Origin of the sequence: Caulobacter sp. BE264 (assembly GCF_031457805.1) — a bacterium.
Lineage (GTDB): Bacteria > Pseudomonadota > Alphaproteobacteria > Caulobacterales > Caulobacteraceae > Caulobacter.
On sequence record NZ_JAVDXI010000002.1, the window covers coordinates 486533 to 512212 of the forward strand.

The following is a 25680-nucleotide window of genomic DNA, read 5'->3' on the forward strand; positions in this document are numbered from 1 at the left end:
GCCATCATCGTTAACAGGTTGTTCGCTGCTTCGGCCCGATTCTCCGGACCACCATGCGCGCCCTGCCCGACATTCGCGGTCTGAAATATCCGGACGAGTTCATCGCCCGGCACTTCTTCAAGCGTGGCCTGCACCAGCGCACCGGCCGGGTCGTCGAGCTGGGCGGCGGCACGGGCAACAACCTGTCGCTCTACGCCGCCTATGGCTGGGACCTGACCAATGTCGACTATTCGGCCGCCGCCCTGGCCGACTGTCGCTGGAACCTGGGCGAGGCCGTCACCCTGATCGAGGCGGACCTGTCCAAGGGCCTGCCCGACCTCGGCGCGACGCCGATCGATGTGCTGCTGATCCCCAACCTCCTTTGCTATCTGACCAGCGCCCAAGCGAATGCGGTGCTGACCGCCGCCCGGATGCGCCTGGCGCCCCGCGCCGAGGTGTTCGTCCGCACCCGCCTCATCGACGACTACCGCTGCGGCAAGGGCGTCGAGGAAGAGCCCAACGGCTGGCGGCTGGTCACGCCCGAGACCGGCGAGGACGGCCTCTTCAACCTGTTCTACACCGAGGACGGCCTGGTGCGCCGCCTCGTCGACGAGCTGGGCCTCATCGACCCCACCGCCCTGAAGGTGTCGTTCGACAACATCCAGAACGGGGTGCTGGTCTCGCCCAACAGCGATCTGGTCGTCTGGGGCGCGACCGCGTGAGCCCCGCCTCGACCTCGCAACGCATCCGCATCATCGGCGGTGGCCTGACGGGCGTGCTGGCCGCCTTCGAGGCCCATCGCCTGGGCTGGCGCGACATCACCTTGCAGGAACGCTTCGAGGCCCTGGGCGGCGTCGCCCGGCCCAAGGTGGTTCATGGCCGCGAGATGCGCGACGGCTGCGTCTATTTCGGCGGCGACAGCGATCCCATCGTCCAGACCCTGACCGCCCACGGCGCGCGCTTTACGACCTTCGACAACCGCTTCGGCTCGATGAGCGCCGACTTCGAGGGCCGACGCGTCTTCACCTGGGACTTCGGCGGGCCGGCGGTCGACTGCCCGGCCTACAGGGTCAAGGCGCCGGCCGACGACAGCCTGGCCGCGCGCCTGGCCGCCTATCCGCCCGAGATCGCCGCCACGCTGGAGGACTATGTCCGCTGGCACCTCGGCGCCGACCCCGCCCTGGTGCACGGCGACGCGGTGATCCCGATGGCCATCAACCGGGTGTTCCCGGCCGCCGCCGACCTCACGGCCCTGGCCCGCGCCAAGGCCAGCGATCCCTGGACCGACGAGCTCTACGCCATCCCGCGCGGCCTGTCGGGCCGCACCGCCAACCTGGTGGCCAGCCTGCCGGAGGGCGGCTTCGCCAAGCTGTTCGACGACCTGCACGGCGCGCTCGTCAAGCTGGGCGTCAAGGTCGCGCTCAACTGCCTGGTCCCGCCGCGCCAGCTGCTGGCCGAAACGGCCGCCGACGAGACCATCGTCTGGGCCGCCAACCCGACCCCGCTGTTCAAGCCGATGGGTCTGGCCACGCCCACGCTCGTGAAGAAGACCTTCTTCACCTACGTCTATGAGGTCGAGGCCTTCGACGGGCCCTGCCCCCTCTATGTCCAGAACTTCACCGCCCAGGGCGCGACCTTCCGGGCCTATCTCTACGAGAGCGGCGGCGCGAAACTGGTGGTGGCCGAGTGCGTGCGCGAGGCCGACCTCAAGACCCTGCCGGGCGAGTTGCGCACCCTGCTGTCCGGCTTCGGCGCCCTGAGCCTGGGCCCGATGGTCCACGCCGACGCCCAGCCGCGCTGGATCTATCATTCGCTGGAGGCCATCGCGGGGCTGAAAGCCCTGCGCAGCAAGCTGACCGAGCGCTTCGGCGACCGCTTCATCCCCGGCGCCTGGGAGCCCTACGCCAAGGCCGCCAAGCTGGCCGAGGTCAACGCCGCCCTGGCCCGCGCCCGCGATCTGGCCGCGCCCGCCGTCGCCCGCGCCGGATGAGCGCCGCATCGCCTCCCCGGACGGCGGCGATCATGCAGCCGACCTATCTGCCGTATCTGGGCTATTTCCAGCTGATGGCGGCCGCCTCGGTGTTCGTGTTCCTGGACGACGTCCAGTTCGCCCGCCGCTCGTGGCAGTCGCGCAACCGCATCCTGACCGCCCAGGGCGAACTGATGCTGACCGTGCCGGTCAAGAAGCACGACCGCGACACGCCCATCCGCGCCATCCAGATCGACGACAGCCAGCCCTGGCGCGACAAGCACCTGGCCGCCATCCGCCACGCCTATGGCAAGCGGCCGTTCTTCGCGCAGGGCTTCGCCTTCATGACCGAACAACTGGCCCGCGAGCGCGACGGGGGCTTGGCCAACCTGACCTGCGGCCTAACCCAGGCGGCCGCGGCGCAGCTGGGGATCACCCCGGCGTTCGTCCGCGCCTCTGACCTCCAGGCGCCGGGCGCGCGGTCCGAGCATCTCCTGGCGATCTGCCGCGCGGTCGAGGCGGAGGAATACATCTCGCCGATGGGCTCGGCCGACTACATGGAGGAAGACGGCGTCTTCCAGGCCGCCGACTTCCCGGCGCGCTTCCAGCCGTTCCAGCTGGTGGAATACCCGCAGGGCCGCGAGCCGTTCACGCCGTACATGGGCTTTGTCGATGCGCTGATGAACGTCGGCTGGGACGGGATGCGGGGGCTGGTGCGGGGGTAGAGGGCGCAAGTGGGGACGGGCGTTAGGGCCGGGGGCGGCCCTGGTCGGACCTTTGCGGCTTCCGCTTTCGCGCCAACAGCCATCGTCATCCCGCGCTTTATGCGCGGGACCCATCTGTCCGCCGCAAGTGAAGTGCGGACCTATGCTCTCACGCGGAAGCTGAACCATGGGTCCCGCGCATAAAGCGCGGGATGACGGTAGATATTAGGGCGAAAACCCACCCATCACGGAAATCGCCAGCGTCTGCTTCTGGGCTGGCCTCTCGCGATCCGCCCCCCTAGCGAACACTGTTCAGATCGCCCATCTTCCCTGCCAACAGGGGAAGGAAACCGCACATGGCCAAGTCAAAATCCGTCGTGATCACCGGCGTCTCAACCGGCATCGGCCATGCGGCGACCAAGGTGCTGATCGGTCGGGGCTTCCACGTCTTCGGCAGTGTCCGCAAGGCCGCCGACGGCGAGCGCTTGAAGGCCGAGTTCGGCGAGGCGTTCACCCCGCTGATCTTCGATGTGGTCGACGAGGCGGCCGTGCGCGCCGGGGCCAGGCAGGTCGAGGCGGCGCTGGGCGGCAAGACGCTGGCGGGTCTCGTCAACAACGCCGGGATCGCCGTGGCCGGTCCCCTGCTCTACCTGCCGGTCGAGGAATTCCGCCACCAGCTGGAGGTCAACCTGACTGGGGTGCTGAACGCCACCCAGGCCTTCGCGCCGCTGCTGGGCGCCGGCGGCGAGCGGGTCAGCGAGCCTGGCCGGATCGTCAACATCTCGTCGGTCGGTGGGCGCAACGCCAATCCCTTCATGGGCCCCTACTGCACGACCAAGTTCGGCCTGGAGGGCTTTTCGGAGTCGCTGCGCCGCGAGCTCCTGCCGTTCGGCGTCGACGTCGTGGTGGTGGCGCCCGGCGCGGTGGCCACCCCGATCTGGGACAAGGCCGAGCAGGTCGATGTCGCCCGCTACGCCAACACGCCCTACGCCAAGGCGCTGGAGCGGATGCGCGGCTTCATGCTGAGCCTGGGCAAGTCGGGCCTGCCGCCCGAGCGGATCGGCGAGACCATCGCCACGGCCCTGACCGCCCCCGCGCCCAAGGTCCGCTATGTGGTCTCGCCCTCGCCGATGCAGGTGCTGATGACCGAGATCCTGCCCAAGCGCACGATCGACAAGGCCACGGGCAAGCGGCTGGGGTTGATCTGACGACGGCTCAGGCCAGGGCGCGCCAGGCGACATAGGCCGCCGTGGCGACGATCATCACGGCGAACAGTCGCCGCGCCAGCAGGGCGCGGGCGGCCAGGCGCGGGGCCAGCTTGGCGCCGATCGCCACGCCGCCGGCGCCGCCGACGATCAGGGCCAGGAACAGCCGGCCGTCGACCAGGCCCGAAGCGGCGTAGCTGAGGCTGGTCGCCGCCCCGAACAGGGTCACCGAGACCAGGGACGAGGCGGCCGCGTTGGCCAGGGTCATGCCGGTGGCCGCCATCAGGCCGGGCGCGATCAGAAAGCCGCCGCCGATGCCGAAGAAGCCGGCGGCCAGCCCCGTCGCCGCCCCGACCGGGACCAGCCGCGAGGCCTTGGTCGGGTCGATCTGGACGTCGGGATCGCCCGGCGAGCTGGGCGCGCGGAACATCGACAGGCCCACCGCCGCCATGGCCAGGGCGAACCAGGCCAAGAGGTGCTGGCCGTTGACCGCCTTGGCCAGATGCGCGCCCAGCAGCGAACCGACGAGGCCCGGCGCGCCGAAGGTCAGGGCGCAGGGCCACTTGACGCGCCCGGCCTTGGCCTGGGCCGCGAGGCCCACGGCGGCGTTGACCGCCACGGCCGCGGCCGAGGTGCCGATCGCCACGTGCGGGTCGCGCACGCCGACGACATAGAGCAGCAAAGGCGTGGCCAGCACCGATCCGCCGCCGCCGAACAGGGTCAGCAGCAACGCGACCAGGGCGCCGCTCAGGGCGGCGGTCAGCAGGGTGGGATCCATGGCCTCAGGCCGCCGCCGGACGGTTCCAGGGCGCCAGGGCTAGCAGGCGGGCCATGCCGCAGAAGCCGGTGGCGCCTGCGAAGGTCAGGCCCGCGCCGACGAAACCGGCGATCCCGAAGAACAGCGGCGAGACCGCAAGGCCCAGCACCACACCGACCAGCACCAGCAGGCCGGCGACGATCTGGACTTGGCGCATCATCTCCAGCGGGGCCTTGGCGTTGTGTTCGACGGGCAGGCCGGCGGCGTCCCAGGCGTCGAGACCGCCCTCGACGACAAAGGCGCGACCGCCGCAGACATTGGCCAGGCGCTGGCCGTTGGCGCCGGTGCGCATGCCGGTGCGGCAGGTGAAGATCACCTCGCGCGCGTCGGGCAGACCGAGGCCTTGGCTCTCGAGGGACGACAGCGGACGCGACAGCGCGCCGCGGGCGCGGCGGCGGGCGAACTCGTCGGCTTCACGGATGTCGACCAGCACGGCCCGGCCATCGGCCAGGCGCTGGGCGGCGTCTTCAGGTTTCAGCGAGGTGGGAGGAAGCGTGGTCATGGGGGGCGCTTTCGGCTGGAGGACAAAAGATCTCCGCGAGCGTCGCCACCACCTTGAGGGCGGCGGGGTCGGCGATCCGGTACCAGACCGTGGTGGCTTCGCGGCGCGCGGCCACGACGCCCTCGTCGCGCAGCACCGCCAGGTGCTGGGACAAGGCCGATTGCGACAGGCCGACCAGGGGCTGGATCTGCCCCACCGACCGTTCGCCCTCGGCGAGCTGGCACAGGATCATCAACCGCCGCTCATTGCCCAGGGCGCGCAGAAGCTTGGCGGCTTCGGCGGCGCTGGCCTCGAACTGGCTGACGGAGAAACGCGAGAGATCGAACATGAGCGCCATATATTAGCTTATGCTAAATTAGCAAGCCCTTATATGAAGGCCGTGCTGCAAGGAGGCTCAGACCATGCGACCCGACGTTCAAGCGTTTTTCGACACCGCGACCTTCACCGCCAGCTATCTGGTGGTCGATCCGGCCACCAAGACCGCGGCGATCATCGACCCGGTGCTGGATTTCGAACCCAAGGCGGGCAAGCTCTCCACCGCTTCGGCCGACGCCCTGCTGGCGGCGGTGCGCGACCAGGGCCTGCATCTGGCCTATGTCCTGGAGACCCACGCCCACGCTGACCACCTGTCGGCCGCCGACCTGATCCGCCGCCAGACGGGCGCCAAGATCGTGATCGGCGCCAGGATCACCGAGGTCCAGAAGACTTTCATCCCGGTGTTCGAGTCCGACGCCAGCCCCGACGGCGCGGTGTTCGACGTGCTGATGGAGGAAGGCGACGTCCTGCCGCTGGGCGAGCTCTCGATCGAGGCGCTGCACACGCCGGGTCACACGCCGGCCTGCCTGACCTATCGCATCGGCGACGCCGCCTTCGTGGGCGACACCCTGTTCATGCCCGACTACGGCACCGCCCGGGCCGACTTCCCCGGCGGCGACGCGCGCACGCTGTACCGCTCGATCCAGAAGGTGCTGGCCCTGCCGCCGGAAACCCGGGTCTTCGTCGGCCACGACTACCTGCCGGCCGGCCGCGACACGTTCCGCTGGGAGACGACGGTGGCCGAGGAACGGGCGCGCAACATCCATGTGGGCGGCGGCGCGCAGGAGGACGACTTCGTAGCCATGCGCCAGGCCCGCGACGCCACCCTGGCCGCCCCGACCCTGATCCTGCCCTCGCTGCAGGTGAACATCCGCGCCGGCGCCCTGCCCGAGCCCACGGCGGCGGGAAACGTCTTCCTGCGCCTGCCGGTGACCTGGGCGGCTTAGGGACCGTATCACGACGCGACACGCACCCTTGATGTTTGTGTCGCGACGTGATACAGGTCACCTTGGAGAGGGCGATGGCGATCCAGAGCTTCAAGGACCCGCGCGCGAAGGCCATCCTCGCAGGGCTGCCCCCCGGAAAAGGTTTTCCGTCCGACCTCATCAGGGTCGCCAAGCGCAAGTTGGAGATGCTGGAAGCCGCCGTCGTCCTTAACGACCTTCGCACGCCGCCGGGCAATCGGCTCGAAGCCTTGTCCGGAGACCGTAAGGGTCAGCATTCGATCCGGGTGAACGATCAGTTCCGGCTGGTCTTTGTCTGGACCGAAGCCGGACCGGCGGATGTCGAGTTCGTGGATTATCACTGAGCGCCAGTGGCGCTTTCGAAGGAGCCAGGTGATGAGCATGGATATCGTGCAGGACAACGATCCCCTCGCCCCGGTCCATCCGGGCGAGATCCTGCTGGAAGAGTTCCTGAAGCCCTATGGCCTTACGCCTGGCCGCGTCGCAGCACGGCTGCATATCGCTCGCCCCCGGATCGAGAAGCTTGTTCGAGGGCAAACCCCGGTGACCATCGACACCGCTCTGCGCCTGGAGCGCCTCTTCGGCGCCAGCGCGCAGTTCTGGCTCAATCTGCAGAACCGCTACGACCTGGAAATGGCCAAGCGAGGCGTCGCGCCCGACATCGCCAGCATCGAACCGTTCGCGGCTTAACCCACCATTTATGAGACCTACGGCTCACCAATCCATAGGCATAGCTCCGCTTTATCGCTCGAAAACTCAACCCGAAGCATAGGCGTGAGTCATCGAGCGCTCTCGACACCAGTGATGAAATTGAGACACCCCTGAGCGGGGCGTGCGTCAGCGCGCTAGGAACACGATCAGGAAGACGATCCACCGCACGATGGCGGCGACGTCGACCTTCACGTCAACCTTCGTCTGCAACTTCGTCATGACTGAGCCTTGAAGAGCGGCTGCTTCAAGAAATCAAAGCGACCTTGGTCTCAGGAACGCTGAAGCTAGACACGCGCAGAAGGTGCCCGTCCCGTTGAAACGAGGCAGGGGATTTCCGAGCGTGGCCTGAGCTTTGGCGCATGAAAAAGCCCCAAGGCAAAGCCGTTGGGGCGATTGGATCTAGCTATAGCTACCGCATTCGCGCCTGCTCGGGAGCAGACGACATCGGGAGTGCAGGATCCGGACGCGAATCTCGCATCTACCTTAAAGTACCCTGTTAGGTGTACACCGACAAGCTGTAGCCCCTACCCGACCATCGACCAGTCCAGCGGCTCACCGCGGCAAAGGTCGCGGGCGGCCTTGCCGGCCAGCACCTTGTCGAGATCGGCGGGCGGCAGGCCGTTGCCGGGGCGGACCGAGCGGACATTGGCCCGCGTCAGGGGCTCGCCCTTCTTGACGTCGGCGGTGACGTACAGCGAGCGGCGGAACAGCAAGGACGTCGCCTCCGAGCCCAGCACGTCATAGTGCGCGCGACCGAGCGCCGCCCAGGCGTTCTTGGTGTCGTCCACGAGGGCCTTGAACTCGGCGGGCTCCAGGCTGAAGGCGGCGTCGGGACCGCCGTCGGCGCGGGCCAGGGTGAAGTGCTTTTCGACGGCGCAGGCGCCCAGGCTGACCGCCGCCACCGAGGCGGCCGTGCCCGGCGTGTGGTCCGACAGGCCGATCGGGCAGCCGAAGCGCGCGGCCATGTCCGGGACAGTCCGAACGTTCGCGTCAGCGAACGTGGCCGGATAGCTCGACACGCAGTGCAGCAGCAGCACGCCCGGCGCGCCGGCGGTCAGGGCCGTGTCCAACGCGGTCTGCATCTCGGTCAGGTTGGCCATGCCGGTCGAGATGATCAGCGGCTTGCCCTTGGCGGCGGCGTACTTGATCAGCGGCAGGTCGACGGCCTCGAACGAGGCGATCTTGAAGGCCGGCGCGCCCAGGCTGTCGAGCAGGTCGACGGCGGTCTCGTCGAACGGGCTGGAGAAGATCGTCACACCGCGCTGACGGGCCCGCTCGAAGATCGCCGCATGCCACTCGAACGGCGTGTGGGCTTCTTCGTAGAGCTCGTACAGCGTCCGCCCGTCCCACAGCCCACCGTGAATCTTGAACTCGGGCCGGTCGACGTCCAGCGTGATGGTGTCGGCGGTGTAGGTCTGGATCTTGATGGCGTCGCAGCCGGTGTCGGCGGCGGCGTCGACCATGGCCAGGCAGCGATCGAGGCTGCCGTTGTGGTTTCCCGACAGCTCGCAGATCACATAGGGCGAATGGTCAGCGCCGATCTTGCGGCCGGCGATTTCGATGAAGGGCGCGGACATGGGCGTGCTCCTCGGGCGACGGCCCGGAAACGTGGTTGCCCCCAGCTTAACCCGCCAAAGGTGGACGAGCCGTCAATCGCAGCCGCCGCCGCCATCTGCGCTGCAGTCGCCGCTGGAATCGCTGGAGCCGCCGTCGGCGACGACGCCGCCATCGCCGCTTTTCTGGTCTTTCTTCTGTGAGGCCACCGTGGCCGCGTGGCCCATCGCTCCGAAGCCGCCGCCACAAGCAACGCCCAGAGCAAGTCCCAGGGCCAGATTGTCGAGCGCGACACCCAGCGCAACACCCAGCGCGATACCCACGCCCAAGCCCACCGGCAAACCAGCTTTCATAACGTCCCCCTCAACCAGCCGATCCTACTCCGTGATCGGCCCGCCGCGCGGTCGCGCGTCGTACTCTTTCTTGCCTTGCCACGCCGAATAGCCGGCGACCATCATAAACATGGCCACCAGGCCCAGACCGACGCGCATGTCGCCGAACCAAACATTGGCCAGGCCCGCGAACAGGGCGACGATCGCCACGCCCAGCAGAACTCCGAGCTTCATCAGGTTTTCCTCCCGTGGCTTATGTCGCCACTACGGAGAATCCACACTATATCTCCGCCCATGTCTACGCTCTCCCCTCGCCGGACCCGCTGCCTGATCATCGGATCAGGTCCCGCCGGCTACACCGCCGCCATCTACGCCGCCCGCGCCCTGCTGAAGCCCGTGCTGATCGCCGGCATCCAGCCCGGTGGGCAGCTGACCATCACGACCGATGTCGAGAACTATCCGGGCTTCGCCGACGTCATCCAGGGCCCCTGGCTGATGGACCAGATGCGGGCCCAGGCCGAGCATGTCGGCACCGAGTTCGTCAGCGACATCGTCACCAGCGTCGACCTGTCCAAGCGCCCGTTCACGGTGAAGACCGACAGCGGCCAGGACTGGATCGCCGAGACGATCATCATCGCCACCGGCGCCCAGGCCAAGTGGCTGGGCCTGGACAGCGAAGCCAAGTTCCAGGGCTTCGGCGTCAGCGCCTGCGCCACCTGCGACGGCTTCTTCTATCGCAATAAGGACGTCATCGTGGTCGGCGGCGGCAACACGGCCGTGGAAGAGGCCCTGTTCCTGACGAGCTTCGCCAGCAAGGTGACCCTGGTGCACCGCAAGGACGAGCTGCGGGCCGAGAAGATCTTGCAAGAGCGCCTCCTGGCCCATCCGAAGATCGAGGTGATCTGGGACAGCGTTATCGACGAGGTCCTGGGCCAGACCGATCCCATGGGCGTCACCGGCGCCCGTCTGAAGAACGTCAAGACCGGCGAGACCCAGGAGGTCGCCGCCGACGGGGTGTTCATCGCTATCGGCCACGCGCCGTCGTCGGAGCTGTTCGCCGGCCAGCTGGAGACCGGTCCGGGCGGCTATCTGAAGGTGAAGCCGGGCACGGCATCGACGGCGATCGAGGGCGTCTACGCCGCCGGCGACGTCACCGACGACGTCTATCGCCAAGCCGTCACCGCCGCCGGCATGGGCTGCATGGCCGCCCTGGAGGCCGTGCGCTTCCTGGCCGAGGAAGACCACAAGGCCGCCCACCACCCGATCAGCCACGAAGAGGCCAACAAGATCGGGGTCTGGTGAGGGTTTAGCGCCCCCTAGTTCAACGGATTGAGCAGACTCGGCGGCCGAGGCTTGGGCTTTGGCGGCGGAGCCGGCGGCGCGGGCGGGGCCTCGGCCGTCGGCGGTTGCGGCCCGGCGACCGCTTCCAGCGCCTTGTTGATCCGCGCGATCTCGTCTGCGGTCGGGATCCGGCGGCCGGCCACGGTGCCTTGCACCGTCACCCGCTCGCCGGTCGGCGAGTTGGCGTCGGGCACCGCCACCAGCTTGGCGTCGGGCAGGACGAGGTTCGAAACCCCCAACATCTGGGCGGCCGCCCCCGTTGCGACCGTCGTGGCGGCGGCCGGCGCGGTCTGAGCCGCCAGCACCTCGGCCGGGGCGGCCTCCAGCGTGCGGGGGTCGGCGGCCATCAGGATATCGGCGCTGACCGTCTCATTGCCCGAATAGCGGCCTCTGAAGGCCTGGAGGGTGCCGGACGGCCCGGTCCAGCGATAGAAGACGTGCTGGCCGAACTGCTTGAGCTTGACCAGGGTCGGCGCCCAGTAGGGCGAGACGTAGTCGGCGTGATAGTGGGTGGCCACGCCCACAGGCTTGAACACGAAACCGTTCAGGGCGCGCTTGGCCACCGCCTGGGCGTTGGCCCAGATCGCTGGCACCGGCGCGCGCGCCAGCGAGCCGTCGCAGGCGAAGCTGAACTGGCAGCCCGTGGTGCGCGCCGCGCCTTCGTAGATCACGCCGCAGATCGACTTCGGGTAGCCGGGATGGCGCATGCGGTTGATCACCGTCTGGGCCACGGCCATCTGCCCCTCGCCGGGCTCAAACCCGGCCTCATAGTAGACCGCCTGGGTCAGGCACTGCAGCGCCCGGGCGCGCGCGTCGGCCGTGCCCGTCAGGACGAACGGCTTGGCGACCTCAAGCTCCTCATCGATCGTCGGCCGCAGCGCATTGATCAACCGCGCGGCCTCGAAGTCCGGATCCCGATCGCCGAGGCGCGGAATGTCCTTCAGGCGGATCACTTCCCAGCCGGGCACCCGCCCCCAGTAGTCTGTGTGCGGGCGCGGGTCGTGCCGCCGCGCCAGCGCCAGCATGGCCGGATCCATGTTGGCGACATAGCGCTGGAGGCCCCGCTCGCTGAAGCTGGCGGTGACGCGCATCAGGCCCGCGTCGCGGCCGGAGCCTGCGGGGATGTAGTAGGTCGCGCATGCCGAAAGGCCGCACACCACCCCAAGGGCGGTGACGGCCTTCCAGGCTTGCGGCTGGGTCAGAGTGTCCGCCCGCACGCGGGACGGCTACTTTACGCCGAGGGTGGAGCGCAGCATCCAGGCGTGCTTTTCGTGCGCCTGCAGCCGCTGGGTCAAAAGGTCGGCGGTGGCTTCGTCGCCCGCGTCTTCGGCGATTGGCATCGCCTCGCGCAAGGTGCGGATGACGGTCTCGTTGTCGGCCTTCAGTTCCCCGATCATGCCTTCCCAGTCCTGCTCGGGATCGCCGTCCTTGAGGCTGGAGAGGTTGCCGAAGGCGGCGTAGCCTTGCGGGGCCAGTTCGCCCAGGGCGCGGATCCGCTCGGCGATCGCGTCCAGCGCGGCCCACTCTTCCTGGTACTGGCCTTCAAGCAGCACGTGCAGCGACTGGAAGTTCGGCCCGCGGACATTCCAGTGATAGCCGTGCGTTTTCAGATACAGGGCATAGCTGTCGGCCAACACCTTGTTGAGCGACGCAGCGATATCGGTGCGCTGTTTCGCGGTCAGCCCGGTGTTCAAAGCGGCGGCCATGGTGATCTCCCGTGTTGCGTGTCTTAGGTAAGCGTGTCCATCCTCTTGGCAAGACATCTTTGCCTGGAGCGGGGATGGAGAAGAAAGACAACCCGATCCGCGCCTCCGACGACCACGGACGTATCCACGCGCTGGTTAGCGCCTGGCTCATCCCTCGGGTTCCGCCGCCGGCCTGGCGGTGCGCGATCGCCGCAATCATCGGCGTGGCCATGGCCATCCTGATGCGCATCAGCCTGTTGGGGTTGAGCGGGGGCGTGGGCGCGACCCAACCCTTCTTCCCGGCCATCATGCTGGTCACGCTCTACGCGGGTTGGCGTTGGGGCGTGATCCCCACCCTCGCCGGCGCGGTCTTCGGCTGGTGGCTCTGGGGCGGGCGCTACGGCGAACCGCTGACCAGCGACGAGCTGTCGACCATGGTCATCTATCTGATCTGCGGCGCGATGGTCGTGGCGGTCGCCGAAGGGCTGCGGGGTGCGATGCACGGCCTGGCCAGCGCTCGCGCCGAACGGGCCGACGCCGAGGCCAGGCTGCGGGTCACCCAGACGGCTGCGGGCGTGGGCCCGTGGGACTATGACCTGGCCACCGGCGAACTTTACCTGTCGCCAGCCGCCCGACGAAACCTGGGCATCCCGGAAAATGCCGACATCATCCTGGCCGACCTGCCTCGCTTCGTGCATCCCGACGACCGGGCGATGACGGAAGCCGTGGTGTTCGGCGGGTTGAACAATCTGACGGACTACGAGGTCGAGTACCGCCTGGCCGACACCAGCAATGGCGAGCGCTGGGTGCACGGGCGGGGCGAGGTGCTGCGCGACGCGACCGGCCGACCTGTGCGGATGATCGGCCTGAACTTCGATGTCACCAATCGCCGCCGCGCCGAAGCCGAGGTGCGCGAGAGCGAGGCGCGGTTCCGGGCCCTGGCCGACAGCGCCCCGGCCTTGATGTGGGTGACGCGCCCCGGCGGCGTGCGCGAGTTCGTCAACAACGCCTATGTCGCCTTTGCGGGCCTTACCTATGACGAAGCCCTCAACCTCGACTGGCGGACCCGGATCTTTCCGGAAGACCTGCCGCGCCTGCTCAAGGAGCAGGTGGCCGGAGAGGCCTCGCGCAAGCCGTTCAGCCTCGAGGCGCGGTATCGTCGCGCGGACGGCGAATGGCGCTGGCTGAAGTCGTTCTCGCAGCCGCGCCATGACCCCTCCGGCGCGTTCGCCGGCTTCATCGGCATGGCTTTCGACACGACCGAGGCCAAGCAGGCCGAGGCCAATCTGACCGGCATGAACGAGCTTCTGGAGGAGCGGGTCGCCGCCGCGGTCGCCGAGCGTGACGTGGCCCAGGCGGCCCTGCTGCAGTCGCAGAAGCTGGAGGCCATCGGCCAGCTGACCGGCGGCGTCGCCCACGACTTCAACAATCTGCTGACAGTGATCATCGGCGCCCTGGACGTGGTCGAGCGCCACCCCGACGACGCCCGGCGCCGCGAGCGCATGGTCGGCGCGGCCCTGGCGGCGGCCAAGCGCGGCGAGAAGCTCACCCAGCACCTGCTGGCCTTCGCGCGGCGCCAGCCCCTGAAGCCGGAGGTGTGCCGCGTGGACCGGCTGATCGCCGAGAGCGAGGGGCTGCTCAAGCGCGCGCTGGGGGACGCCTACACCTTCCATCTGCGCCTGGGCGCGGGGGTTCGCAGCGCCCGCATCGACGCGGGTCAGTTCGAAGCCGCCCTGCTCAACCTGGTGGTCAACGCCCGCGACGCCACCCCGCCCGGCGGCGAAGTCAGCATCGAGTCCCGTCCGGTGATCCTGGACCGCCGCGACGGTGAGCTGGAACCCGGCCAGTATCTGCGTATCGCCGTCCGCGACACCGGCTCAGGCATGGACCCAGCGACCATCGCCCGGGCGGTCGAGCCGTTCTTCACCACCAAGCCGCCGGGCGAAGGCACGGGCCTGGGTCTGTCGCAAGTGTATGGCTTCGCCCGCCAGAGCGGTGGCTCGGTGCTGATCGAGAGCACGCCGGGACAAGGCGCGACCGTCGCCCTGCTGCTGCCGGTCAGCGAAGGCGATACGGCGAGTGAAAGCCTGCCTCGCGTAGACCATATCGGCGCCCAGACGCCGTCTCGCGTACTGCTGGTGGAGGATGACCCCCAGGTCGCCGAGCTGGTCGACGCCATGTTGCATGACCTCGGGCACTCGGTCGTCCGCGCCAGCGGGGTCGATGAAGCCCTCTCGCGCCTGGATCAGGACGACGGCATCCAGCTGGTGCTGAGCGACGTGATCATGCCGGGCGGCAAGAGCGGCGTGGATCTGGCCGAGCAATTGGCCGCCACACGTCCGGGTCTGCCGGTGGTGCTGTGCTCGGGCTATACAGGCGGCGACCAGAGCCGAGCCCGGGCGGGCGACTGGCCCTTCATCAGCAAGCCGTTCTCGCTGGAGACCCTGGCCCAGGCCCTGGCGCAGGCGCGGCCGCACTAGAGCCTTTAGCCTGAAATCGGAATCGATTTCAGGCGTTAAAAAGGCTCTAAATCAAACACTTTGAGCGTGAGAATAGCCGAAACCGGTTCCCACTTTCGGCCTCACGCTCTGACGGTTCAGGCGCGGTCGCCCAGCAGCACCTGGTGCATGTCGCCCTTCGAGCGCGACAGGGCGATCAGGAGATAGATCGACAGGAACAGCATCCCGCCGAACACCGCCAGCACGCCTAGACCAAGGGCCGCGGGACGGAAGCGGCCGCGCCAAGAGACCCACAGGCCCGACAGCAGAAGAAAGCAGAAGAACTCGAGGTTGAACTGCCCCGGCCAGCCCATGGCGGCCATGTCGCCGAAGAAGATCGGGACTAGGTTCCAGCCGTGGTTGGCGATGGTGACGCTGGTGTAGCCGACGATGACGACCAGGCAGGTCAGCAGGAACAGGCGAAACGGGATCACCGGACGGTCTCCTTCGAGGCGTTGGCGACGCGGACTTCAAGGAACAGGCAGCGGGCCATCATGGCCAGAAGGCCGATCGAGCCGCCGGCCAGCACGGCCAGCATCCAGGGGATTGGCCGCATGCCCACCGCCCGAGCGCGCGGCAGCAGCAGCGCGGCGGCGACTCCCGCCGCGAGCAGAAGATCGCACCAGATCTGCGCGCCCCACGGCCCGCGCAGGTGCTCGTTCCAGAAGCCGAGCGGCCCGGCCTTGACGATGACGTCGACGGTGAGGCCGAAGAACAGGATCGAAAGAATCGCCGGGACGATCCAGGCGCGCGGGCCGAGGTTCGGCTTGGCGGCCATAACCCAAAAGGCGGCCAGCAAGCCTAGGGCTGCGCTGGCGGGCAGGATGGCGTACACGGACTCAGGCATCGGAACCTCATGTAGCGATTGCTACATGACTAGCGTATTGTAGCGAGCGCTACAATCGGAAAGGCGGCATGAACGTTCGGGACGAACAGCGCGCGCGCGTGATCGCGGTCCTGGCCAACCACCTGCTGGCCACCGGCCTGTCGCAAGCCAGCCTGCGCCAACTGGCGGCGGCGGCCGGGGTCAGCGACCGGATGCTGCTCTACTACTTCGCCGACAAGACCGAGGTCCTGGCCCAGGCCATGCAGAGCCTGGCCGGCGGCATGGCCGCAAAGCTTGAAACCGCCCTGCCCGCCGACCAGCGCCTGTCACAGGCCGCGCTGACGGCGAAGGCCGCCCGGCTGGTCGTGGATCCGGTGTTCCGACCGTTCATGCGCTTGTGGGTCGAGGCCATCGCCGCGGCCGCACGTGGGGAGCCGCCGTTCGCCGAGATCGCCCGCCAGATCGGCGAAGGGTTCCTGGTCTGGATCGAGGCGCGGCTGGACCCGGCCAAGGTACCCGACCGGCCCGGCGCGGCCGCGACGATCCTGGCCCTGCTGGACGGATTGGCCCTGCTGGAGGTCTGCGGCGGCGAGGCGCGGGTGCAGAGCGCCGTGACGGCGCTGGAAGCCGCGAGTCTGGGGTAGAGGCCGCTTTCGCTCAGACACGCGCGGGCCCATATCCATCTTATGGCCTCCGCAACCGCCCAAGACCCGCGCCTGACCGTCTGGTTCGACGGCGCGTGCCCGCTCTGCCTGCGCGAGATCGCCCTGATGAAGCGCCTGGATCGCCGGGGCGTCATCCAGTTCGTCGACGTGGCGAGCGAGGACGCGGTCTGCCCCATCGATCGCGTCGAGCTGCTGGCCCGCTTCCACGCCCGAGAGGACGGCCGGCTGCTGTCCGGCGCGGCGGCCTTCGCGGCGATGTGGCGCGCGATCCCGTTGCTGCGGCCGTTCGGACAAATCGCCCGCGCGCCCTGGGCGCTGAAGATCCTGGAGGCGCTTTACGTGCGCTTCCTGCGCGTGCGACCCAGACTGCAGCGCCTGGTGGCCGGCTCTATCGCCAAGCGTAGTTGAAGCTGACGCTGATCCGCTGCTCGTCGGCCTGGTTGGGCGTCACCTCGTGGCGCAGCCAGCTCTCCCACATCAGGATCGCCCCGGGCGCCGGCCGGACATAGACGAACGGCTGCAGACCCTCGGGCGCGTCGGCCTCACGGGTCGGGGCGGCCATCATCATCGGCAGGCGCGGATCCTCGAACTTGATGGCCGAGGCGCCCGGCGGGATGGTCACATAGACCGTGCCGGAGATGACGCTGTGCGGGTGGATATGGCCGGTGTGCTGGCCGCCCGGCTCCAGGATGTTGATCCAGAAGCTGTCCATGACCAGCTTCCCCGCGCCCAGATCGAAGCACAGGGTCTTGGCGAAGGCGGCCGCGTGCTTGTCGAGCTTCTTCTTCAGCTCGGCGAACAGGCTGTCGCGCAGCGGCAGGTCGTTGAGCGAGGCGTAGGAGGTGTAGCCCAGATACCCCTTGTTATAGGCCCAGGCCTGACCGGCCTCGTCCTCCTCGGCGATGGCGACGCAGGCGTCGTGCAGGTCGTCGATAAATACGTCAAAGCCCTTCTCGCCGGCCAGGGAGGCCTCATAGAGCGGGGTGACGAACAGGCTGCGTGGGGTCATGGCGGGGTCATAGCGCGATTGACGCCCGGGCACGAAGAGAACATAGTCAGAACATGGCCGCGAGCATAACCCCGAAGATGGACGCATCGTCCGCCCAGGCCGCCGAGCAAGGCGTCGAAGTCTTCGCGCAGCAGCCGCCTTTCGTGGAACGCCCCGGCTTTGAGGACAATGAGGCCCATTGGGACGACGTCCAGCGCATCGCGGAAGAGACCGAGCGTGATGGCGGCATTCCGCTAGAGGACGTCATTCGCTGGGTGGAGTCGTGGGATACGGACACCGAACTCCCGCCGCCTGAACCGCGGCCGCGAAACGCTGGATGAGAACAGTCGAAATCTCGGCGGCGGCCCGCCGAGACATCGAGTATCTGCGGGCCTGGCTGGCGGCTCGCGCACCGAACGCCTCTAAACGCGCGGTCCGGCTGATCCTCGCGACCGCCGCGACGCTCGCTGAGTTTCCGGAGCGTGGGCGCTTGATTCGCAACAATCAGAGAGAGCTCACCGTCCAATTCAGCTCGACCGGCTATGTGTTGCGATATGTCATCCATGCCGAGCGGGTCACGCTGTCGCGCGTCTTCCACAGCCTGGAACGTCGCTGAACGCCCCGGACTCGCCTATATCTGCCCCCGTGACCGACACCCCCGCCTCCGACACCGACGCCGCCCGCCAGCCGCCCGCCCTCTCGGGCGCCGCTCTGATCAAGGACGAGGTCACGCGCCTGCCTGACGCGCCGGGCGTCTATCGCATGATCGGCGAGGCCGACGAGGTCCTCTACGTCGGCAAGGCCAAGAGCCTGAAGAAGCGCGTCGTCCAGTACGCGCAAGGCCGCTTCCACACCAACCGCATCGCCCACATGGTCGACGCCACGCGGTCGATGGAGTTCGTCACCACCCGCACCGAAGCCGACGCGCTCCTGCTCGAGATCAACCTGATCAAGTCGCTGAAGCCGCGCTTCAACGTGCTGCTGCGCGACGACAAGAGCTTTCCCGAGATCGTCATCCGCCGCGACCACGACGCCCCGCAGCTGCGCAAACACCGCGGCGCCCACACCATCAAGGGCGACTATTTCGGACCCTTCGCCAGCGCCTGGGCGGTGAACCGCACGCTCAACACCCTGCAGAAGGCCTTCCTGCTGCGCTCCTGCAGCGACAGCGTCTATGACAGCCGCGACCGGCCCTGCATGCTCTACCAGATCAAGCGCTGCGCGGCCCCCTGCACCGGCCTGATCGGCAAGGACGACTACCAGGCCCTGGTGGACCAGGCCGAGGCCTTCCTGCGCGGCAAGTCTCGCGCGGTCATGGCCAGCATGGCCAAGCAGATGGAAGAGGCCGCCGAGGACCTGGAGTTCGAGCGCGCCGCCCGCCTGCGCGACCGCATCCGCGCGCTTTCGGCCGTGGCCCAGGAGACCCAGATCAATCCCGAGACCGTCGAGGAAGCCGACGTCGTCGCTTTGCACGTCGAGGGCGGCCAGGCCTGCGTGCAGGTGTTCTTCTTCCGCGCCGGCCAGAACTGGGGCAACCGCGCCTACTTCCCCCGCATCACCGGCAATGCCGACGAGAGCGAGGACGAAACCGTCACCGAGGAGCAGCGGATCATCACCGCGTTCCTGGGCCAGTTCTATGACGACAAGCCGATCCCGCGCCTGATCCTGGCCAATGTCCAGCCGGCCGAGAGCGACCTCCTGTCCGAGGCCTTCGCCCTGAAGAGCGGCCGCAAGGTCGAGATCAGCGTGCCCAAGCGCGGCGAGAAGGCCGATCTCGTGGGCCACGCCCTGACCAACGCCAAGGAGGCGCTGGGCCGCAAGATGGCCGAGGGCTCGGCCCAGACCAAGCTGCTGGCCGGCGTGGCCGAGGCCTTCAAGCTGGACGCGCCGCCCGAGCGGATCGAGGTCTATGACAACAGCCACATCCAGGGCACGAACGCCGTCGGCGGCATGATCGTGGCCGGCCCCGAAGGCTTCATGAAAGGCCAGTACCGCAAGTTCAACATCCGCTCGACCGACCTCACGCCCGGCGACGACTACGGCATGATGAAGGAGGTGCTGCGCCGCCGCTTCGCGCGCCTCGTGAAGGAAGAGGAAGAGGGCGACGACGCCAATCGGCCCGACCTCGTGCTGGTCGATGGCGGCAAGGGCCAGCTGGATGCGGCGCTCGAGATCATGGCCGACCTGGGCGTCGACGACATCGCCGTGGTCGGCGTCGCCAAGGGCCCGGACCGCGACGCGGGGCTGGAGCGGTTCTTCATCCCCGGCCAGACCCCGTTCATGCTCGAGCCCAAGTCGCCGGTTCTGTATTACCTGCAACGCCTGCGCGACGAGGCCCACCGCTTTGCGATCGGCGCCCACCGCACCCGCCGCAGCATGGACCTGAAGAAAAACCCCCTCGACGAGATCGAGGGGGTGGGTCCGGGCCGCAAAAAGGCCCTGCTGCACGCCTTCGGCTCGGCCAAGGGCGTCAGCCGCGCCAGCGTCGAGGACCTCATCAAGGTCGACGGCGTCAGCCAGGCCCTGGCCGAGCGGATCTTCGGTTTTTTCCGGAAGGGGTAGAGCCCTTTAAGCCGCCACCGTCGCCGCCGCCTTCATCCGGCGGAACGCGGCGTTGAGGTCGGCCAGGGCGTGCGCGAAGGGCGTGCCGTTGCGCAGGGCTCGCTGGGCCTCGACGCTCGCGCCGCGCTGGGCCAGCTCGGCCACCTCGGCGGCCCGCAGGTGGAACTCGCGGTGCGCTTCCAGAAGGTTCAGGAACGCGTGGTTCCCCGCCCAGCGGCGCGAGCCCTCGCCATGCAGCCAGCAGCCGGTCGGGCACAGCCGGTCCGACTTCAGCTCGCGGACATCGAACGACCGTTGCTCGGAAATCGCCGCGCCGAGCGTCTCGCGGATCAGGGTGTGTTGGTGTGCGTGTTCCAGGAAATCCATGGCCAAACCTTCCGGTTCAAACATGAGGCGATATGTCGCGCACCTTGGTTTCCGAACCGTTTCCACCCCCGCCCCACATCCACAGCTTGAGGCCGTTTTCCCCCGGTTTGGGGACACACCTTCGAGTATCGCCATCTCACAGGCGGCGCCTCACCAACCGACGTTCTCCGGGGAACCTCCCCCGCTCCAGCTCGTTGTAGAGGTCGAGTTATTGTCGAGGGAGGCCCCCATGGACCTGCAGACCCAGAAGACTTTCGAGCGCGACCTGGTCGCCCTGATCCCCCACCTGCGCGCGTTCGCCCGGTCGCTCACCGGCAATGCGGCGGCGGCCGACGATCTGGCGCAGGAGGCCGTGGCCAAGGCTTGGGCCAGCCGGGGCAGCTTCACCATGGGCACCAATATGAAGGCCTGGACCTTCATGATCCTGCGCAATCAGTTCTACTCCGACAAGCGCCGCAGCTGGCGCTCGGTGGCGCTGGACCAGGAGATGGCGGAGCGCACCCTGGTGGCCAATACGAACTTTGACGGCGCCATCGCCCTGGACGACCTGCGCCAGGCGATGATGATGCTGCCCGAGAACCAGCGCGAGGCGCTGATCCTGATCGGCGCCGGCGGCTTCTCGTATGAAGAGGCCGCCGAGATGATCGGCGTGGCCGTCGGCACGGTGAAGAGCCGCGTCAGCCGCGCCCGCGCAGAGCTGGTCAACCTGTTCGAGACCGGCGATTACGTCCGCGACGGCAAGCCGGCCGGCGAGGCCATGGCCTCAATGCTGCGCACGCTGGAGCAGCTGGCGGCTTAAGGGCTTAAGCGCCCCTCCACCGCGGAGCCTTTCCTCGGGCGCGCGCTTCGCGCGAGCCGGGGGCGGTCCCCCTCCCCCGTTTCACGGGGGAGGATGGTGCTTCCTCCTCCCTCGCGATGCGGGGGAGGTGTCGCGGCGCGGATACGCGACGTGACGGAGGGGGCGTCCCTACAGCCCCGCACACACCCCGCAGAACGCCACGATATCCGCCTCGTCGTGGTACACCGACAGCCCCACACGCAGCACGTCGTCGCGCACGTCGACCACCACGCCCTTGGCCGCCAAGGCGTGCTTCCAGGCGTTGGCGCTGGGATGGCGCAGAGCCAGGAACCGCGCTTGCGGGCCATTCCCCGGCGGGTTCAGCACCACCGCTTCGCGCAAGGCTCCAGCCGCGCCCGCAGCGATCTTGTCCAGCAAGCTCACCTGCAGCGCCCGCGCATGCGCCGCCACGGCGGGCGTGGTCAGGCCCTCGGCCTCCAGCATCCGCCCCGCCCCGACAAAGCGATAGAGGCCCGAGGGGTCGAAGGTCGCGCCCATGAAGCGGCCAGCGTCGGTGACATAGCCGACCCCGCCGGGCGGACCTTCAAGGTCGCCAAACTCGGCGTACCAGCCCGTCAGCACCGGGCGCGGACCAAAGCCGGGCGGCGCGTGCAGGAACGCCGCCCCCTCCCCCGCCATCGCATACTTGTAGCCGCCCGAGACGTAGAACACCCGGTCGGCCACGGCCGCGAGGTCGGTGGGGATGGCGCGAAAGCCGTGATAGCCGTCGACCACTACCCACGGCCCCTGCGGGCGCGCAAGCTCGGCCAGTTCCCAGACGCGGTCGAAGACGAAGCCGGTCTTGAAGAACACGTGGCTGACGAAAATCAGGTCGTGATCGCCCGTCTGCGCGGCGGCCAGGAACTGCTCGGCGAAGTCGGGCGCCTGGGCGTCGATCAGGGTCAGGGCGATCTCGCCGGACTCGACCCAGCGCTGGGCCTGGCGGCGGAACGAGTGGAACTCGCCGTTGGTCGAGAGCACCCGCACCGGATGCGGCCGGTCGATCGCCGAGACCAGGGTCGCCAGCAAGAGATGGGTGTTGGGCGCGAAGACCACGGTGTCGGGAGACGGCAGGTTCAGCTCGCGCGCCACCAGGCTCTGCGCGGCCGGATAGACCTGGCCCAAGGCCTTGTCCCACTTGTGGTCGGCGAGGACGGCGGCGTCCTCCCAGGCCTCGACCTGGGCGGCCAGGGTCACGTCGGGCCACAGGTGGTGGCTGTGGGCGGCCATGTGCAGGCGGTTCGGGGCCGCAGACAGCGCGCGCGAGAACAGGTCCTTGCGCGCGGTCATCAGAGCTTGGTCCTCAGCGACCACAGCTCGGGGAAGGCGCGGCGGCGCAGGGTGCTGGCCAGGTAGCCGACCCCGTCGGTGCCCCCGGTGCCGGGGCGCCCGCCGATGATCCGCTCGACGGTCAGTACGTGCTTGTGGCGCCAGGTGACCAGGGCGTCGTCCAGATCCACGAGCTTCTCGGCCAATTGATAAAGCTCCCAGTAGCGCTTGGGGTCGCGATAGACCTCCAGCCACGCGGCCTCGATCTCGGGGGAGGGAACATAGGTCTGGCTGAAGTCGCGGTGCAAGGCGCTGTCCGGCACGGTCAGGCCATGGCGCGGCAGCTGGGCGATGGCCACGTCATACAGGCTGGGCGACTCCAGCGCCGCCTTGAGCATGGCCAGGGCCTCTGGCCGCTCGGCGTGGAACTTCAGGAAGCTCTGGTCCTTGAGGCCCAAGAGGTATTCCAGCGCCCGGAACTGGTGCGACTGGAAACCAGAACTGGTGCCCAGATCATCGCGGAAACTGAGGTAATCCGCCGGCGTCATGGTGGCCAGGATGTCCCAGGACAGGGTCATCACCGTCTGGATCCGCGACACCCGGGCCAGGGCCTTGTAGGCCGGCTCGACATCGCCGCCGGCGATCAGCGTCATGGCCAGGGCGACCTCGTGGAGGATCTCCTTGAGCCACAGCTCCTTGGTCTGGTGGATGACGATGAACAGCAGTTCGTCGTGCCGGTCGCTCAGGGGCTTCTGGGCCGAGAGCAGTTCGTCGAGCGCGAGATATCGCGCGTAGGTCATGTCTTGCGCCATGCGGAGACCTTAGGCGGCGTCTTGGCGGACATTGTCCTCGTTTGCCCTGCGACGGTCGAGCGGGTTAGAACAATGTACTGCAAAGATAACAAAGACCGGAACGATGACCGTTCTCAGCCGCATCGACCTCGCAATCCTCCGGATTCTTGAGGCGGACGCACGCATCTCGTTCGCCGCTCTGGCCGAGCGTGTCGGCCTGTCCAAGTCCCCTTGCTGGTCCCGCGTGCAGGCTCTGGAGAAACAGGGCGTCATCGCCGGCTACCACGCGCGCATCGACGCAAAGGCCGTGGGCAAGGGGCTGACGGTCTTTGCCCTCGCCACGGTGGAGTTCGCCCGCTACGAGGCCTTCGAAGCCGCCGTGCTGCGCCACCCCGCGATCACCGACTGTCACTCCACGGCCGGCGCCGGCGACTACCTACTGCGGATCGTCGCTGCGGACGTCGAAGACCTGGATCACCTGCTGCGCAAGGAGCTGAGCCAACTGCCCGGCGTCCAGCGCTACACCACGACGGTCTGCATGAAGGCCATCAAGGAAGGCGGGATGGTGACCGCGGGACTGTGACCTCGCAGCGCCCCTTCCCCTCCTGCGCGCAACACGGCTAAACCAGCATCATGGTTGAGCCTGTTGCGCCCCTCCCCGCGTCGCCGCCCGCCGTCGCGCGCTCGCGCGCCGGCAAGACGCTGTCGATCGTGGCCCCCTGCTACAACGAGCAGGAGGTGCTGGACCTGTTCTTCGACCGCATCGACGCCGAGATGGCCAAGCTGGGCGTCGCCTACGAGGTCGTCTGCGTCAATGACGGCAGCCGCGACCACACCCTGGCGGTGCTGCTGCGCCGCCATCAGCGCGACCCGCGCGTCAAGATCATCAATCTGGCCCGCAACTTCGGCAAGGAGACCGCCCTGTCGGCCGGGCTGGACGCGGCGACCGGCGACATGGTCGTGCCCATCGACTGCGACCTGCAGGACCCGCCCGAGCTGATCGGCCAGTTTCTGGAGGCCTGGGAGGCCGGCGCGGACGTCGCCTACGGCGTGCGGGTCGATCGCACCTCGGACGGCTTCCTCAAGCGCGCCACGGCCCAGGGCTTCTACCGCGCGTTCAACAAGCTGTCGGACGTCAACCTGCCCTACAACGCCGGCGACTACCGGCTGATGGACCGCCGGGTGGTCGAGGTCTTGAAGCAACTGCCCGAACGCAACCGCTTCATGAAGGGCCTCTTCGCCTGGGTCGGCTTCAACCAGGTGGCCGTGCCCTATGCGCGCCCCGAGCGCGCGGCGGGAACCAGCTCGTTCCGCTACTGGAAACTGTGGAACTTCGCCCTGGACGGCTTCACCTCGTTCAGCAGCGTGCCGATCCGCATCTGGAGCTATGTGGGCCTGATCGCGGGCGTGATGGCCTGCGGCGTGGCCGGATTGATCGTCCTGCGCACCCTGCTGTTCGGCCGCGACGTGCCTGGCTATCCGTCGTTGATGGTGGTGATCCTGATGGGCTTTGGCCTGCAGATGCTGGCCATCGGCTCGCTGGGCGAATACGTCGCCCGCATCTATCAGGAAGTGAAGAACCGGCCGCTCTATGTGGTGATGGACCGCTACGGGTTCGACGCGTGAGCCTGACCGCCCTGCTGACGCCCGCGCGGCGAGACTTCCTGGCCTCGGCCCTGCGCTATGGGCTGGCGGGGGTGATCAACACCCTGGTCGGCCTATCCGTCATCCTGGCCCTGGATCTAGGCCTGGGTCTGGATCCGCACCTGGCCAACGCGGCGGGCTATGCGATCGGGATCTGTGTCAGCTTCGCGCTGAGCAAGCTGTTCGTGTTCAAGGCGCGCCAGACCGCGCGCTCGGCCCCGCTGCGCTATGTCGTGGCCGTGGCCGCCGCCTTCGCCCTGAACCAGGGCGTCCTGTCCCTCGCCAAGCTGGTTCTGCCCACCGGCGCGCTGTGGAGCACCGCCGCGCAGGGACTGGCGGTGGCGAGCTACACCGCCGCGCTGTTCCTGCTCAGCCACTTCTGGGTCTTTGCCCACGCCCCGAAATCCGGCAAGGACGCCTGATGGACCGCCTGATCTACGACCGCATCCGCGACCTGGAAGCCGACCACTGGTGGTTCGTGGGCCGCCGCCGGATCCTGCGCGGCCTGCTGCAACGGATCGGGACCCCGCCGGACGCCCGGATTCTGGAGGTCGGCTGCGGCGCCGGCGGCAACGTGCCCCTGCTGCGCGCGTTCGGCGCGGTCACCGCCCTGGAGCCCGACGACGAGTCCCGCGCCTACGCCAGCGAGCGGCTGGGCCTGGCGGTCGACACCGGCCTGCTGCCGGACGGCCTGCCCTACGCGCCCGAAAGCTTCGACCTGGTCTGCGCCTTCGACGTGGTGGAGCATGTCGACGACGACGCCGCCTCGGTCCGGGCGCTGGCGCGGCTGGTCAAGCCCGGCGGCGCGATCCTGACGACGGTTCCGGCCTATCAGTGGATGTGGAGCCACCACGACGTGCTGCACCACCACAAGCGCCGCTATCGCCTGCCGGCCTATCGCGCGCTGTTCGAGGCGGCGGGGCTGACGATCGAGACGGCCACCTATTTCAACACCCTGCTGTTCCCGCTGGCGGCTGTGCAACGCACGGCCAAGCGTCTGCTGGGCGACAAGAGCGCCGACGACGCCATGCCGCCCGCAGCGTTGAACAAGGCCCTGGCGAGCGTGTTCTCGCTGGAGACGCCGCTGGCCACCGGTCCTGGCCTGCCGTTCGGCCTGTCGATCGCGGTGATCGCGCGGAAGGCTTAAAAGCCCG

At 68.3% G+C, this 25680-nt stretch carries 33 protein-coding genes and 1 pseudogene; 19 read left to right on the plus strand and 15 right to left on the minus strand.

What is annotated here, in order from left to right; genetic code table 11:
* The first annotated feature begins 53 nt into the window (after positions 1-53).
* The 4 genes from J2X45_RS07560 (at position 54) to J2X45_RS07580 (ending at position 3860) form a co-directional block, all read left to right on the plus strand.
* On the plus strand, positions 54-701 hold the full coding sequence (locus tag J2X45_RS07560) for a class I SAM-dependent methyltransferase (RefSeq protein WP_310213275.1): 648 nt from the start codon (positions 54-56) through the stop codon (positions 699-701).
* Complete coding sequence (locus tag J2X45_RS07565; protein WP_310213277.1) at positions 698-1969, plus strand: flagellin modification protein FlmF; 1272 nt, start codon at positions 698-700, stop codon at positions 1967-1969. Before J2X45_RS07560 ends, J2X45_RS07565 begins: the two co-directional genes overlap by 4 nt.
* Positions 1966-2673 carry a WbqC family protein gene (locus J2X45_RS07570; RefSeq protein WP_310213278.1) on the plus strand — a complete coding sequence of 236 codons (708 nt, stop codon included), beginning with the start codon at positions 1966-1968 and terminating at the stop codon, positions 2671-2673. Before J2X45_RS07565 ends, J2X45_RS07570 begins: the two co-directional genes overlap by 4 nt.
* A gap of 335 nt (positions 2674-3008) precedes the next feature.
* Positions 3009-3860 carry an SDR family NAD(P)-dependent oxidoreductase gene (locus J2X45_RS07580; protein WP_310213280.1) on the plus strand — a complete coding sequence of 284 codons (852 nt, stop codon included), beginning with the start codon at positions 3009-3011 and terminating at the stop codon, positions 3858-3860.
* A 7-nt stretch (positions 3861-3867) separates the two neighbouring features.
* Here J2X45_RS07580 and J2X45_RS07585 read toward each other — a convergent pair whose 3' ends face one another.
* The 3 genes from J2X45_RS07585 to J2X45_RS07595 are packed head-to-tail and all read right to left on the minus strand — an operon-like array spanning position 3868 to position 5504.
* Positions 3868-4635 (minus strand): sulfite exporter TauE/SafE family protein, encoded by a 768-nt coding sequence (locus J2X45_RS07585; protein ID WP_310213283.1) that lies wholly within the window; start codon positions 4633-4635, stop codon positions 3868-3870.
* 4 nt (positions 4636-4639) lie between these two features.
* Complete coding sequence (locus tag J2X45_RS07590; protein WP_310213285.1) at positions 4640-5176, minus strand: rhodanese-like domain-containing protein; 537 nt, start codon at positions 5174-5176, stop codon at positions 4640-4642.
* Positions 5142-5504: a metalloregulator ArsR/SmtB family transcription factor gene (locus J2X45_RS07595; RefSeq protein WP_310213612.1), complete on the minus strand. Its 363-nt coding sequence runs from the start codon at positions 5502-5504 to the stop codon at positions 5142-5144. The genes J2X45_RS07590 and J2X45_RS07595 overlap by 35 nt, the downstream gene beginning before the upstream one ends.
* 73 nt (positions 5505-5577) lie before the next feature.
* On the opposite strand from J2X45_RS07595, the gene J2X45_RS07600 reads away from it, so the two are divergent.
* The 3 genes from J2X45_RS07600 to J2X45_RS07610 all read left to right on the plus strand — a co-directional run bounded on the left by J2X45_RS07600 (position 5578) and on the right by J2X45_RS07610 (position 7146).
* Entirely contained in the window at positions 5578-6438 is an 861-nt protein-coding gene (locus J2X45_RS07600) for an MBL fold metallo-hydrolase (protein ID WP_310213288.1), read from the plus strand.
* Between the two features lie 74 nt (positions 6439-6512).
* Positions 6513-6800: a type II toxin-antitoxin system RelE/ParE family toxin gene (locus J2X45_RS07605; protein ID WP_310213291.1), complete on the plus strand. Its 288-nt coding sequence runs from the start codon at positions 6513-6515 to the stop codon at positions 6798-6800.
* Positions 6801-6831: 31 nt separating this feature from the next.
* Positions 6832-7146, plus strand: a complete 315-nt coding sequence (locus tag J2X45_RS07610) for a HigA family addiction module antitoxin (protein WP_310213293.1) — start codon at positions 6832-6834, stop codon at positions 7144-7146.
* 545 nt (positions 7147-7691) lie between these two features.
* Here J2X45_RS07610 and pseI read toward each other — a convergent pair.
* From pseI to J2X45_RS07625, 3 genes are all read right to left on the minus strand, one after another.
* Positions 7692-8744: a pseudaminic acid synthase gene (pseI, locus tag J2X45_RS07615; RefSeq protein WP_310213296.1), complete on the minus strand. Its 1053-nt coding sequence runs from the start codon at positions 8742-8744 to the stop codon at positions 7692-7694.
* 72 nt (positions 8745-8816) lie between these two features.
* Entirely contained in the window at positions 8817-9074 is a 258-nt protein-coding gene (locus J2X45_RS07620; protein ID WP_310213300.1) for a hypothetical protein, read from the minus strand.
* Positions 9075-9098: 24 nt separating this feature from the next.
* Positions 9099-9287 carry a hypothetical protein gene (locus J2X45_RS07625; RefSeq protein ID WP_310213303.1) on the minus strand — a complete coding sequence of 63 codons (189 nt, stop codon included), beginning with the start codon at positions 9285-9287 and terminating at the stop codon, positions 9099-9101.
* A 60-nt stretch (positions 9288-9347) separates the two neighbouring features.
* On the opposite strand from J2X45_RS07625, the gene trxB reads away from it, so the two are divergent.
* On the plus strand, positions 9348-10355 hold the full coding sequence (gene trxB, locus J2X45_RS07630; RefSeq protein WP_310213305.1) for a thioredoxin-disulfide reductase: 1008 nt from the start codon (positions 9348-9350) through the stop codon (positions 10353-10355).
* Positions 10356-10369: 14 nt separating this feature from the next.
* Here the strand turns inward: trxB and J2X45_RS07635 are convergent, their stop codons facing one another.
* Both J2X45_RS07635 and J2X45_RS07640 read right to left on the minus strand, forming a co-directional pair.
* A complete protein-coding gene (locus tag J2X45_RS07635; RefSeq protein WP_310213306.1) occupies positions 10370-11611 on the minus strand; it encodes a cell wall hydrolase in 1242 nt (413 codons plus the stop codon).
* Between the two features lie 9 nt (positions 11612-11620).
* Entirely contained in the window at positions 11621-12100 is a 480-nt protein-coding gene (locus tag J2X45_RS07640; protein WP_310213308.1) for a Dps family protein, read from the minus strand.
* Between the two features lie 59 nt (positions 12101-12159).
* Between J2X45_RS07640 and J2X45_RS07645 the strand changes: the two genes are divergently transcribed.
* Complete coding sequence (locus J2X45_RS07645; protein ID WP_310213310.1) at positions 12160-14559, plus strand: PAS domain-containing protein; 2400 nt, start codon at positions 12160-12162, stop codon at positions 14557-14559.
* A gap of 116 nt (positions 14560-14675) precedes the next feature.
* Here J2X45_RS07645 and J2X45_RS07650 read toward each other — a convergent pair whose 3' ends face one another.
* Together J2X45_RS07650 and J2X45_RS07655 are read right to left on the minus strand one after the other, a co-directional pair.
* Positions 14676-15011, minus strand: a complete 336-nt coding sequence (locus tag J2X45_RS07650) for a hypothetical protein (protein WP_310213312.1) — start codon at positions 15009-15011, stop codon at positions 14676-14678.
* A complete protein-coding gene (locus J2X45_RS07655) occupies positions 15008-15424 on the minus strand; it encodes a hypothetical protein (RefSeq protein WP_310213314.1) in 417 nt (138 codons plus the stop codon). The genes J2X45_RS07650 and J2X45_RS07655 overlap by 4 nt, the downstream gene beginning before the upstream one ends.
* A gap of 68 nt (positions 15425-15492) precedes the next feature.
* On the opposite strand from J2X45_RS07655, the gene J2X45_RS07660 reads away from it, so the two are divergent.
* Positions 15493-16047: a TetR/AcrR family transcriptional regulator gene (locus J2X45_RS07660; protein ID WP_310213316.1), complete on the plus strand. Its 555-nt coding sequence runs from the start codon at positions 15493-15495 to the stop codon at positions 16045-16047.
* Between the two features lie 42 nt (positions 16048-16089).
* Positions 16090-16476 (plus strand): DUF393 domain-containing protein, encoded by a 387-nt coding sequence (locus J2X45_RS07665; protein ID WP_310213319.1) that lies wholly within the window; start codon positions 16090-16092, stop codon positions 16474-16476.
* Here J2X45_RS07665 and J2X45_RS07670 read toward each other — a convergent pair.
* Complete coding sequence (locus J2X45_RS07670) at positions 16457-17077, minus strand: TIGR02466 family protein (protein WP_310213320.1); 621 nt, start codon at positions 17075-17077, stop codon at positions 16457-16459. The genes J2X45_RS07665 and J2X45_RS07670 overlap by 20 nt on opposite strands.
* 77 nt (positions 17078-17154) lie before the next feature.
* Between J2X45_RS07670 and J2X45_RS07675 the strand changes: the two genes are divergently transcribed.
* Genes J2X45_RS07675 through uvrC form a run of 3 tightly spaced genes read left to right on the plus strand, consistent with a single transcriptional unit; the run spans position 17155 to position 19618 of the window.
* Positions 17155-17397 carry an antitoxin gene (locus J2X45_RS07675; protein WP_310213323.1) on the plus strand — a complete coding sequence of 81 codons (243 nt, stop codon included), beginning with the start codon at positions 17155-17157 and terminating at the stop codon, positions 17395-17397.
* Positions 17394-17672, plus strand: a complete 279-nt coding sequence (locus J2X45_RS07680) for a type II toxin-antitoxin system RelE/ParE family toxin (RefSeq protein ID WP_310213325.1) — start codon at positions 17394-17396, stop codon at positions 17670-17672. Before J2X45_RS07675 ends, J2X45_RS07680 begins: the two co-directional genes overlap by 4 nt.
* A 29-nt stretch (positions 17673-17701) precedes the next feature.
* Positions 17702-19618: an excinuclease ABC subunit UvrC gene (gene uvrC, locus J2X45_RS07685; RefSeq protein ID WP_310213327.1), complete on the plus strand. Its 1917-nt coding sequence runs from the start codon at positions 17702-17704 to the stop codon at positions 19616-19618.
* Between the two features lie 6 nt (positions 19619-19624).
* On the opposite strand, the gene J2X45_RS07690 is transcribed toward uvrC, so the two are convergent.
* Entirely contained in the window at positions 19625-19984 is a 360-nt protein-coding gene (locus tag J2X45_RS07690) for a CZB domain-containing protein (RefSeq protein ID WP_310213330.1), read from the minus strand.
* Positions 19985-20213: 229 nt separating this feature from the next.
* Here J2X45_RS07690 and J2X45_RS07695 point away from each other — a divergent pair, with 229 nt between their 5' ends.
* Positions 20214-20783 carry a sigma-70 family RNA polymerase sigma factor gene (locus tag J2X45_RS07695; protein ID WP_310213331.1) on the plus strand — a complete coding sequence of 190 codons (570 nt, stop codon included), beginning with the start codon at positions 20214-20216 and terminating at the stop codon, positions 20781-20783.
* 2 nt (positions 20784-20785) lie between these two features.
* Here J2X45_RS07695 and J2X45_RS07700 read toward each other — a convergent pair.
* The 3 genes and pseudogenes from J2X45_RS07700 to J2X45_RS07715 form a co-directional block, all read right to left on the minus strand.
* A pseudogene (locus J2X45_RS07700) lies at positions 20786-20878 on the minus strand (methanol dehydrogenase); the annotation flags it as partial.
* 73 nt (positions 20879-20951) lie between these two features.
* On the minus strand, positions 20952-22136 hold the full coding sequence (locus tag J2X45_RS07710) for an aminotransferase class V-fold PLP-dependent enzyme (protein ID WP_310213333.1): 1185 nt from the start codon (positions 22134-22136) through the stop codon (positions 20952-20954).
* Entirely contained in the window at positions 22112-22903 is a 792-nt protein-coding gene (locus J2X45_RS07715; protein WP_310213336.1) for a tryptophan 2,3-dioxygenase, read from the minus strand. The genes J2X45_RS07710 and J2X45_RS07715 overlap by 25 nt, the downstream gene beginning before the upstream one ends.
* A gap of 103 nt (positions 22904-23006) precedes the next feature.
* Here J2X45_RS07715 and J2X45_RS07720 point away from each other — a divergent pair, with 103 nt between their 5' ends.
* Genes J2X45_RS07720 through J2X45_RS07735 form a run of 4 tightly spaced genes read left to right on the plus strand, consistent with a single transcriptional unit; the run spans position 23007 to position 25673 of the window.
* Positions 23007-23465 carry an Lrp/AsnC family transcriptional regulator gene (locus tag J2X45_RS07720; RefSeq protein ID WP_310213338.1) on the plus strand — a complete coding sequence of 153 codons (459 nt, stop codon included), beginning with the start codon at positions 23007-23009 and terminating at the stop codon, positions 23463-23465.
* A gap of 50 nt (positions 23466-23515) precedes the next feature.
* Positions 23516-24508 carry a glycosyltransferase family 2 protein gene (locus J2X45_RS07725; protein WP_310213343.1) on the plus strand — a complete coding sequence of 331 codons (993 nt, stop codon included), beginning with the start codon at positions 23516-23518 and terminating at the stop codon, positions 24506-24508.
* Positions 24505-24948: a GtrA family protein gene (locus J2X45_RS07730; protein ID WP_310213346.1), complete on the plus strand. Its 444-nt coding sequence runs from the start codon at positions 24505-24507 to the stop codon at positions 24946-24948. Before J2X45_RS07725 ends, J2X45_RS07730 begins: the two co-directional genes overlap by 4 nt.
* Positions 24948-25673, plus strand: a complete 726-nt coding sequence (locus tag J2X45_RS07735) for a class I SAM-dependent methyltransferase (RefSeq protein WP_310213347.1) — start codon at positions 24948-24950, stop codon at positions 25671-25673. Before J2X45_RS07730 ends, J2X45_RS07735 begins: the two co-directional genes overlap by 1 nt.
* The last annotated feature ends 7 nt before the right edge of the window (positions 25674-25680 follow it).

Excerpts from the sequence above, each read along its gene's own strand:
- J2X45_RS07560 (WP_310213275.1), top strand. The coding sequence starts at position 54 with ATGCGCGCCCTGCCCGACATTCGCGGTCTGAAATATCCGGACGAGTTC.
- J2X45_RS07570 (WP_310213278.1), top strand. The coding sequence starts at position 1,966 with ATGAGCGCCGCATCGCCTCCCCGGACGGCGGCGATCATGCAGCCGACC.
- J2X45_RS07580 (WP_310213280.1), top strand. The coding sequence starts at position 3,009 with ATGGCCAAGTCAAAATCCGTCGTGATCACCGGCGTCTCAACCGGCATC.
- J2X45_RS07585 (WP_310213283.1), bottom strand. The coding sequence starts at position 4,635 with ATGGATCCCACCCTGCTGACCGCCGCCCTGAGCGGCGCCCTGGTCGCG.
- J2X45_RS07590 (WP_310213285.1), bottom strand. The coding sequence starts at position 5,176 with ATGACCACGCTTCCTCCCACCTCGCTGAAACCTGAAGACGCCGCCCAG.
- J2X45_RS07595 (WP_310213612.1), bottom strand. The coding sequence starts at position 5,504 with ATGTTCGATCTCTCGCGTTTCTCCGTCAGCCAGTTCGAGGCCAGCGCC.
- J2X45_RS07600 (WP_310213288.1), top strand. The coding sequence starts at position 5,578 with ATGCGACCCGACGTTCAAGCGTTTTTCGACACCGCGACCTTCACCGCC.
- J2X45_RS07605 (WP_310213291.1), top strand. The coding sequence starts at position 6,513 with ATGGCGATCCAGAGCTTCAAGGACCCGCGCGCGAAGGCCATCCTCGCA.
- J2X45_RS07610 (WP_310213293.1), top strand. The coding sequence starts at position 6,832 with ATGAGCATGGATATCGTGCAGGACAACGATCCCCTCGCCCCGGTCCAT.
- pseI (WP_310213296.1), bottom strand. The coding sequence starts at position 8,744 with ATGTCCGCGCCCTTCATCGAAATCGCCGGCCGCAAGATCGGCGCTGAC.
- J2X45_RS07620 (WP_310213300.1), bottom strand. The coding sequence starts at position 9,074 with ATGAAAGCTGGTTTGCCGGTGGGCTTGGGCGTGGGTATCGCGCTGGGT.
- J2X45_RS07625 (WP_310213303.1), bottom strand. The coding sequence starts at position 9,287 with ATGAAGCTCGGAGTTCTGCTGGGCGTGGCGATCGTCGCCCTGTTCGCG.
- trxB (WP_310213305.1), top strand. The coding sequence starts at position 9,348 with ATGTCTACGCTCTCCCCTCGCCGGACCCGCTGCCTGATCATCGGATCA.
- J2X45_RS07640 (WP_310213308.1), bottom strand. The coding sequence starts at position 12,100 with ATGGCCGCCGCTTTGAACACCGGGCTGACCGCGAAACAGCGCACCGAT.
- J2X45_RS07655 (WP_310213314.1), bottom strand. The coding sequence starts at position 15,424 with ATGCCTGAGTCCGTGTACGCCATCCTGCCCGCCAGCGCAGCCCTAGGC.
- J2X45_RS07660 (WP_310213316.1), top strand. The coding sequence starts at position 15,493 with ATGAACGTTCGGGACGAACAGCGCGCGCGCGTGATCGCGGTCCTGGCC.
- J2X45_RS07665 (WP_310213319.1), top strand. The coding sequence starts at position 16,090 with ATGGCCTCCGCAACCGCCCAAGACCCGCGCCTGACCGTCTGGTTCGAC.
- J2X45_RS07670 (WP_310213320.1), bottom strand. The coding sequence starts at position 17,077 with ATGACCCCACGCAGCCTGTTCGTCACCCCGCTCTATGAGGCCTCCCTG.
- J2X45_RS07675 (WP_310213323.1), top strand. The coding sequence starts at position 17,155 with ATGGACGCATCGTCCGCCCAGGCCGCCGAGCAAGGCGTCGAAGTCTTC.
- J2X45_RS07680 (WP_310213325.1), top strand. The coding sequence starts at position 17,394 with ATGAGAACAGTCGAAATCTCGGCGGCGGCCCGCCGAGACATCGAGTAT.
- J2X45_RS07690 (WP_310213330.1), bottom strand. The coding sequence starts at position 19,984 with ATGGATTTCCTGGAACACGCACACCAACACACCCTGATCCGCGAGACG.
- J2X45_RS07695 (WP_310213331.1), top strand. The coding sequence starts at position 20,214 with ATGGACCTGCAGACCCAGAAGACTTTCGAGCGCGACCTGGTCGCCCTG.
- J2X45_RS07715 (WP_310213336.1), bottom strand. The coding sequence starts at position 22,903 with ATGGCGCAAGACATGACCTACGCGCGATATCTCGCGCTCGACGAACTG.
- J2X45_RS07720 (WP_310213338.1), top strand. The coding sequence starts at position 23,007 with ATGACCGTTCTCAGCCGCATCGACCTCGCAATCCTCCGGATTCTTGAG.
- J2X45_RS07725 (WP_310213343.1), top strand. The coding sequence starts at position 23,516 with ATGGTTGAGCCTGTTGCGCCCCTCCCCGCGTCGCCGCCCGCCGTCGCG.
- J2X45_RS07735 (WP_310213347.1), top strand. The coding sequence starts at position 24,948 with ATGGACCGCCTGATCTACGACCGCATCCGCGACCTGGAAGCCGACCAC.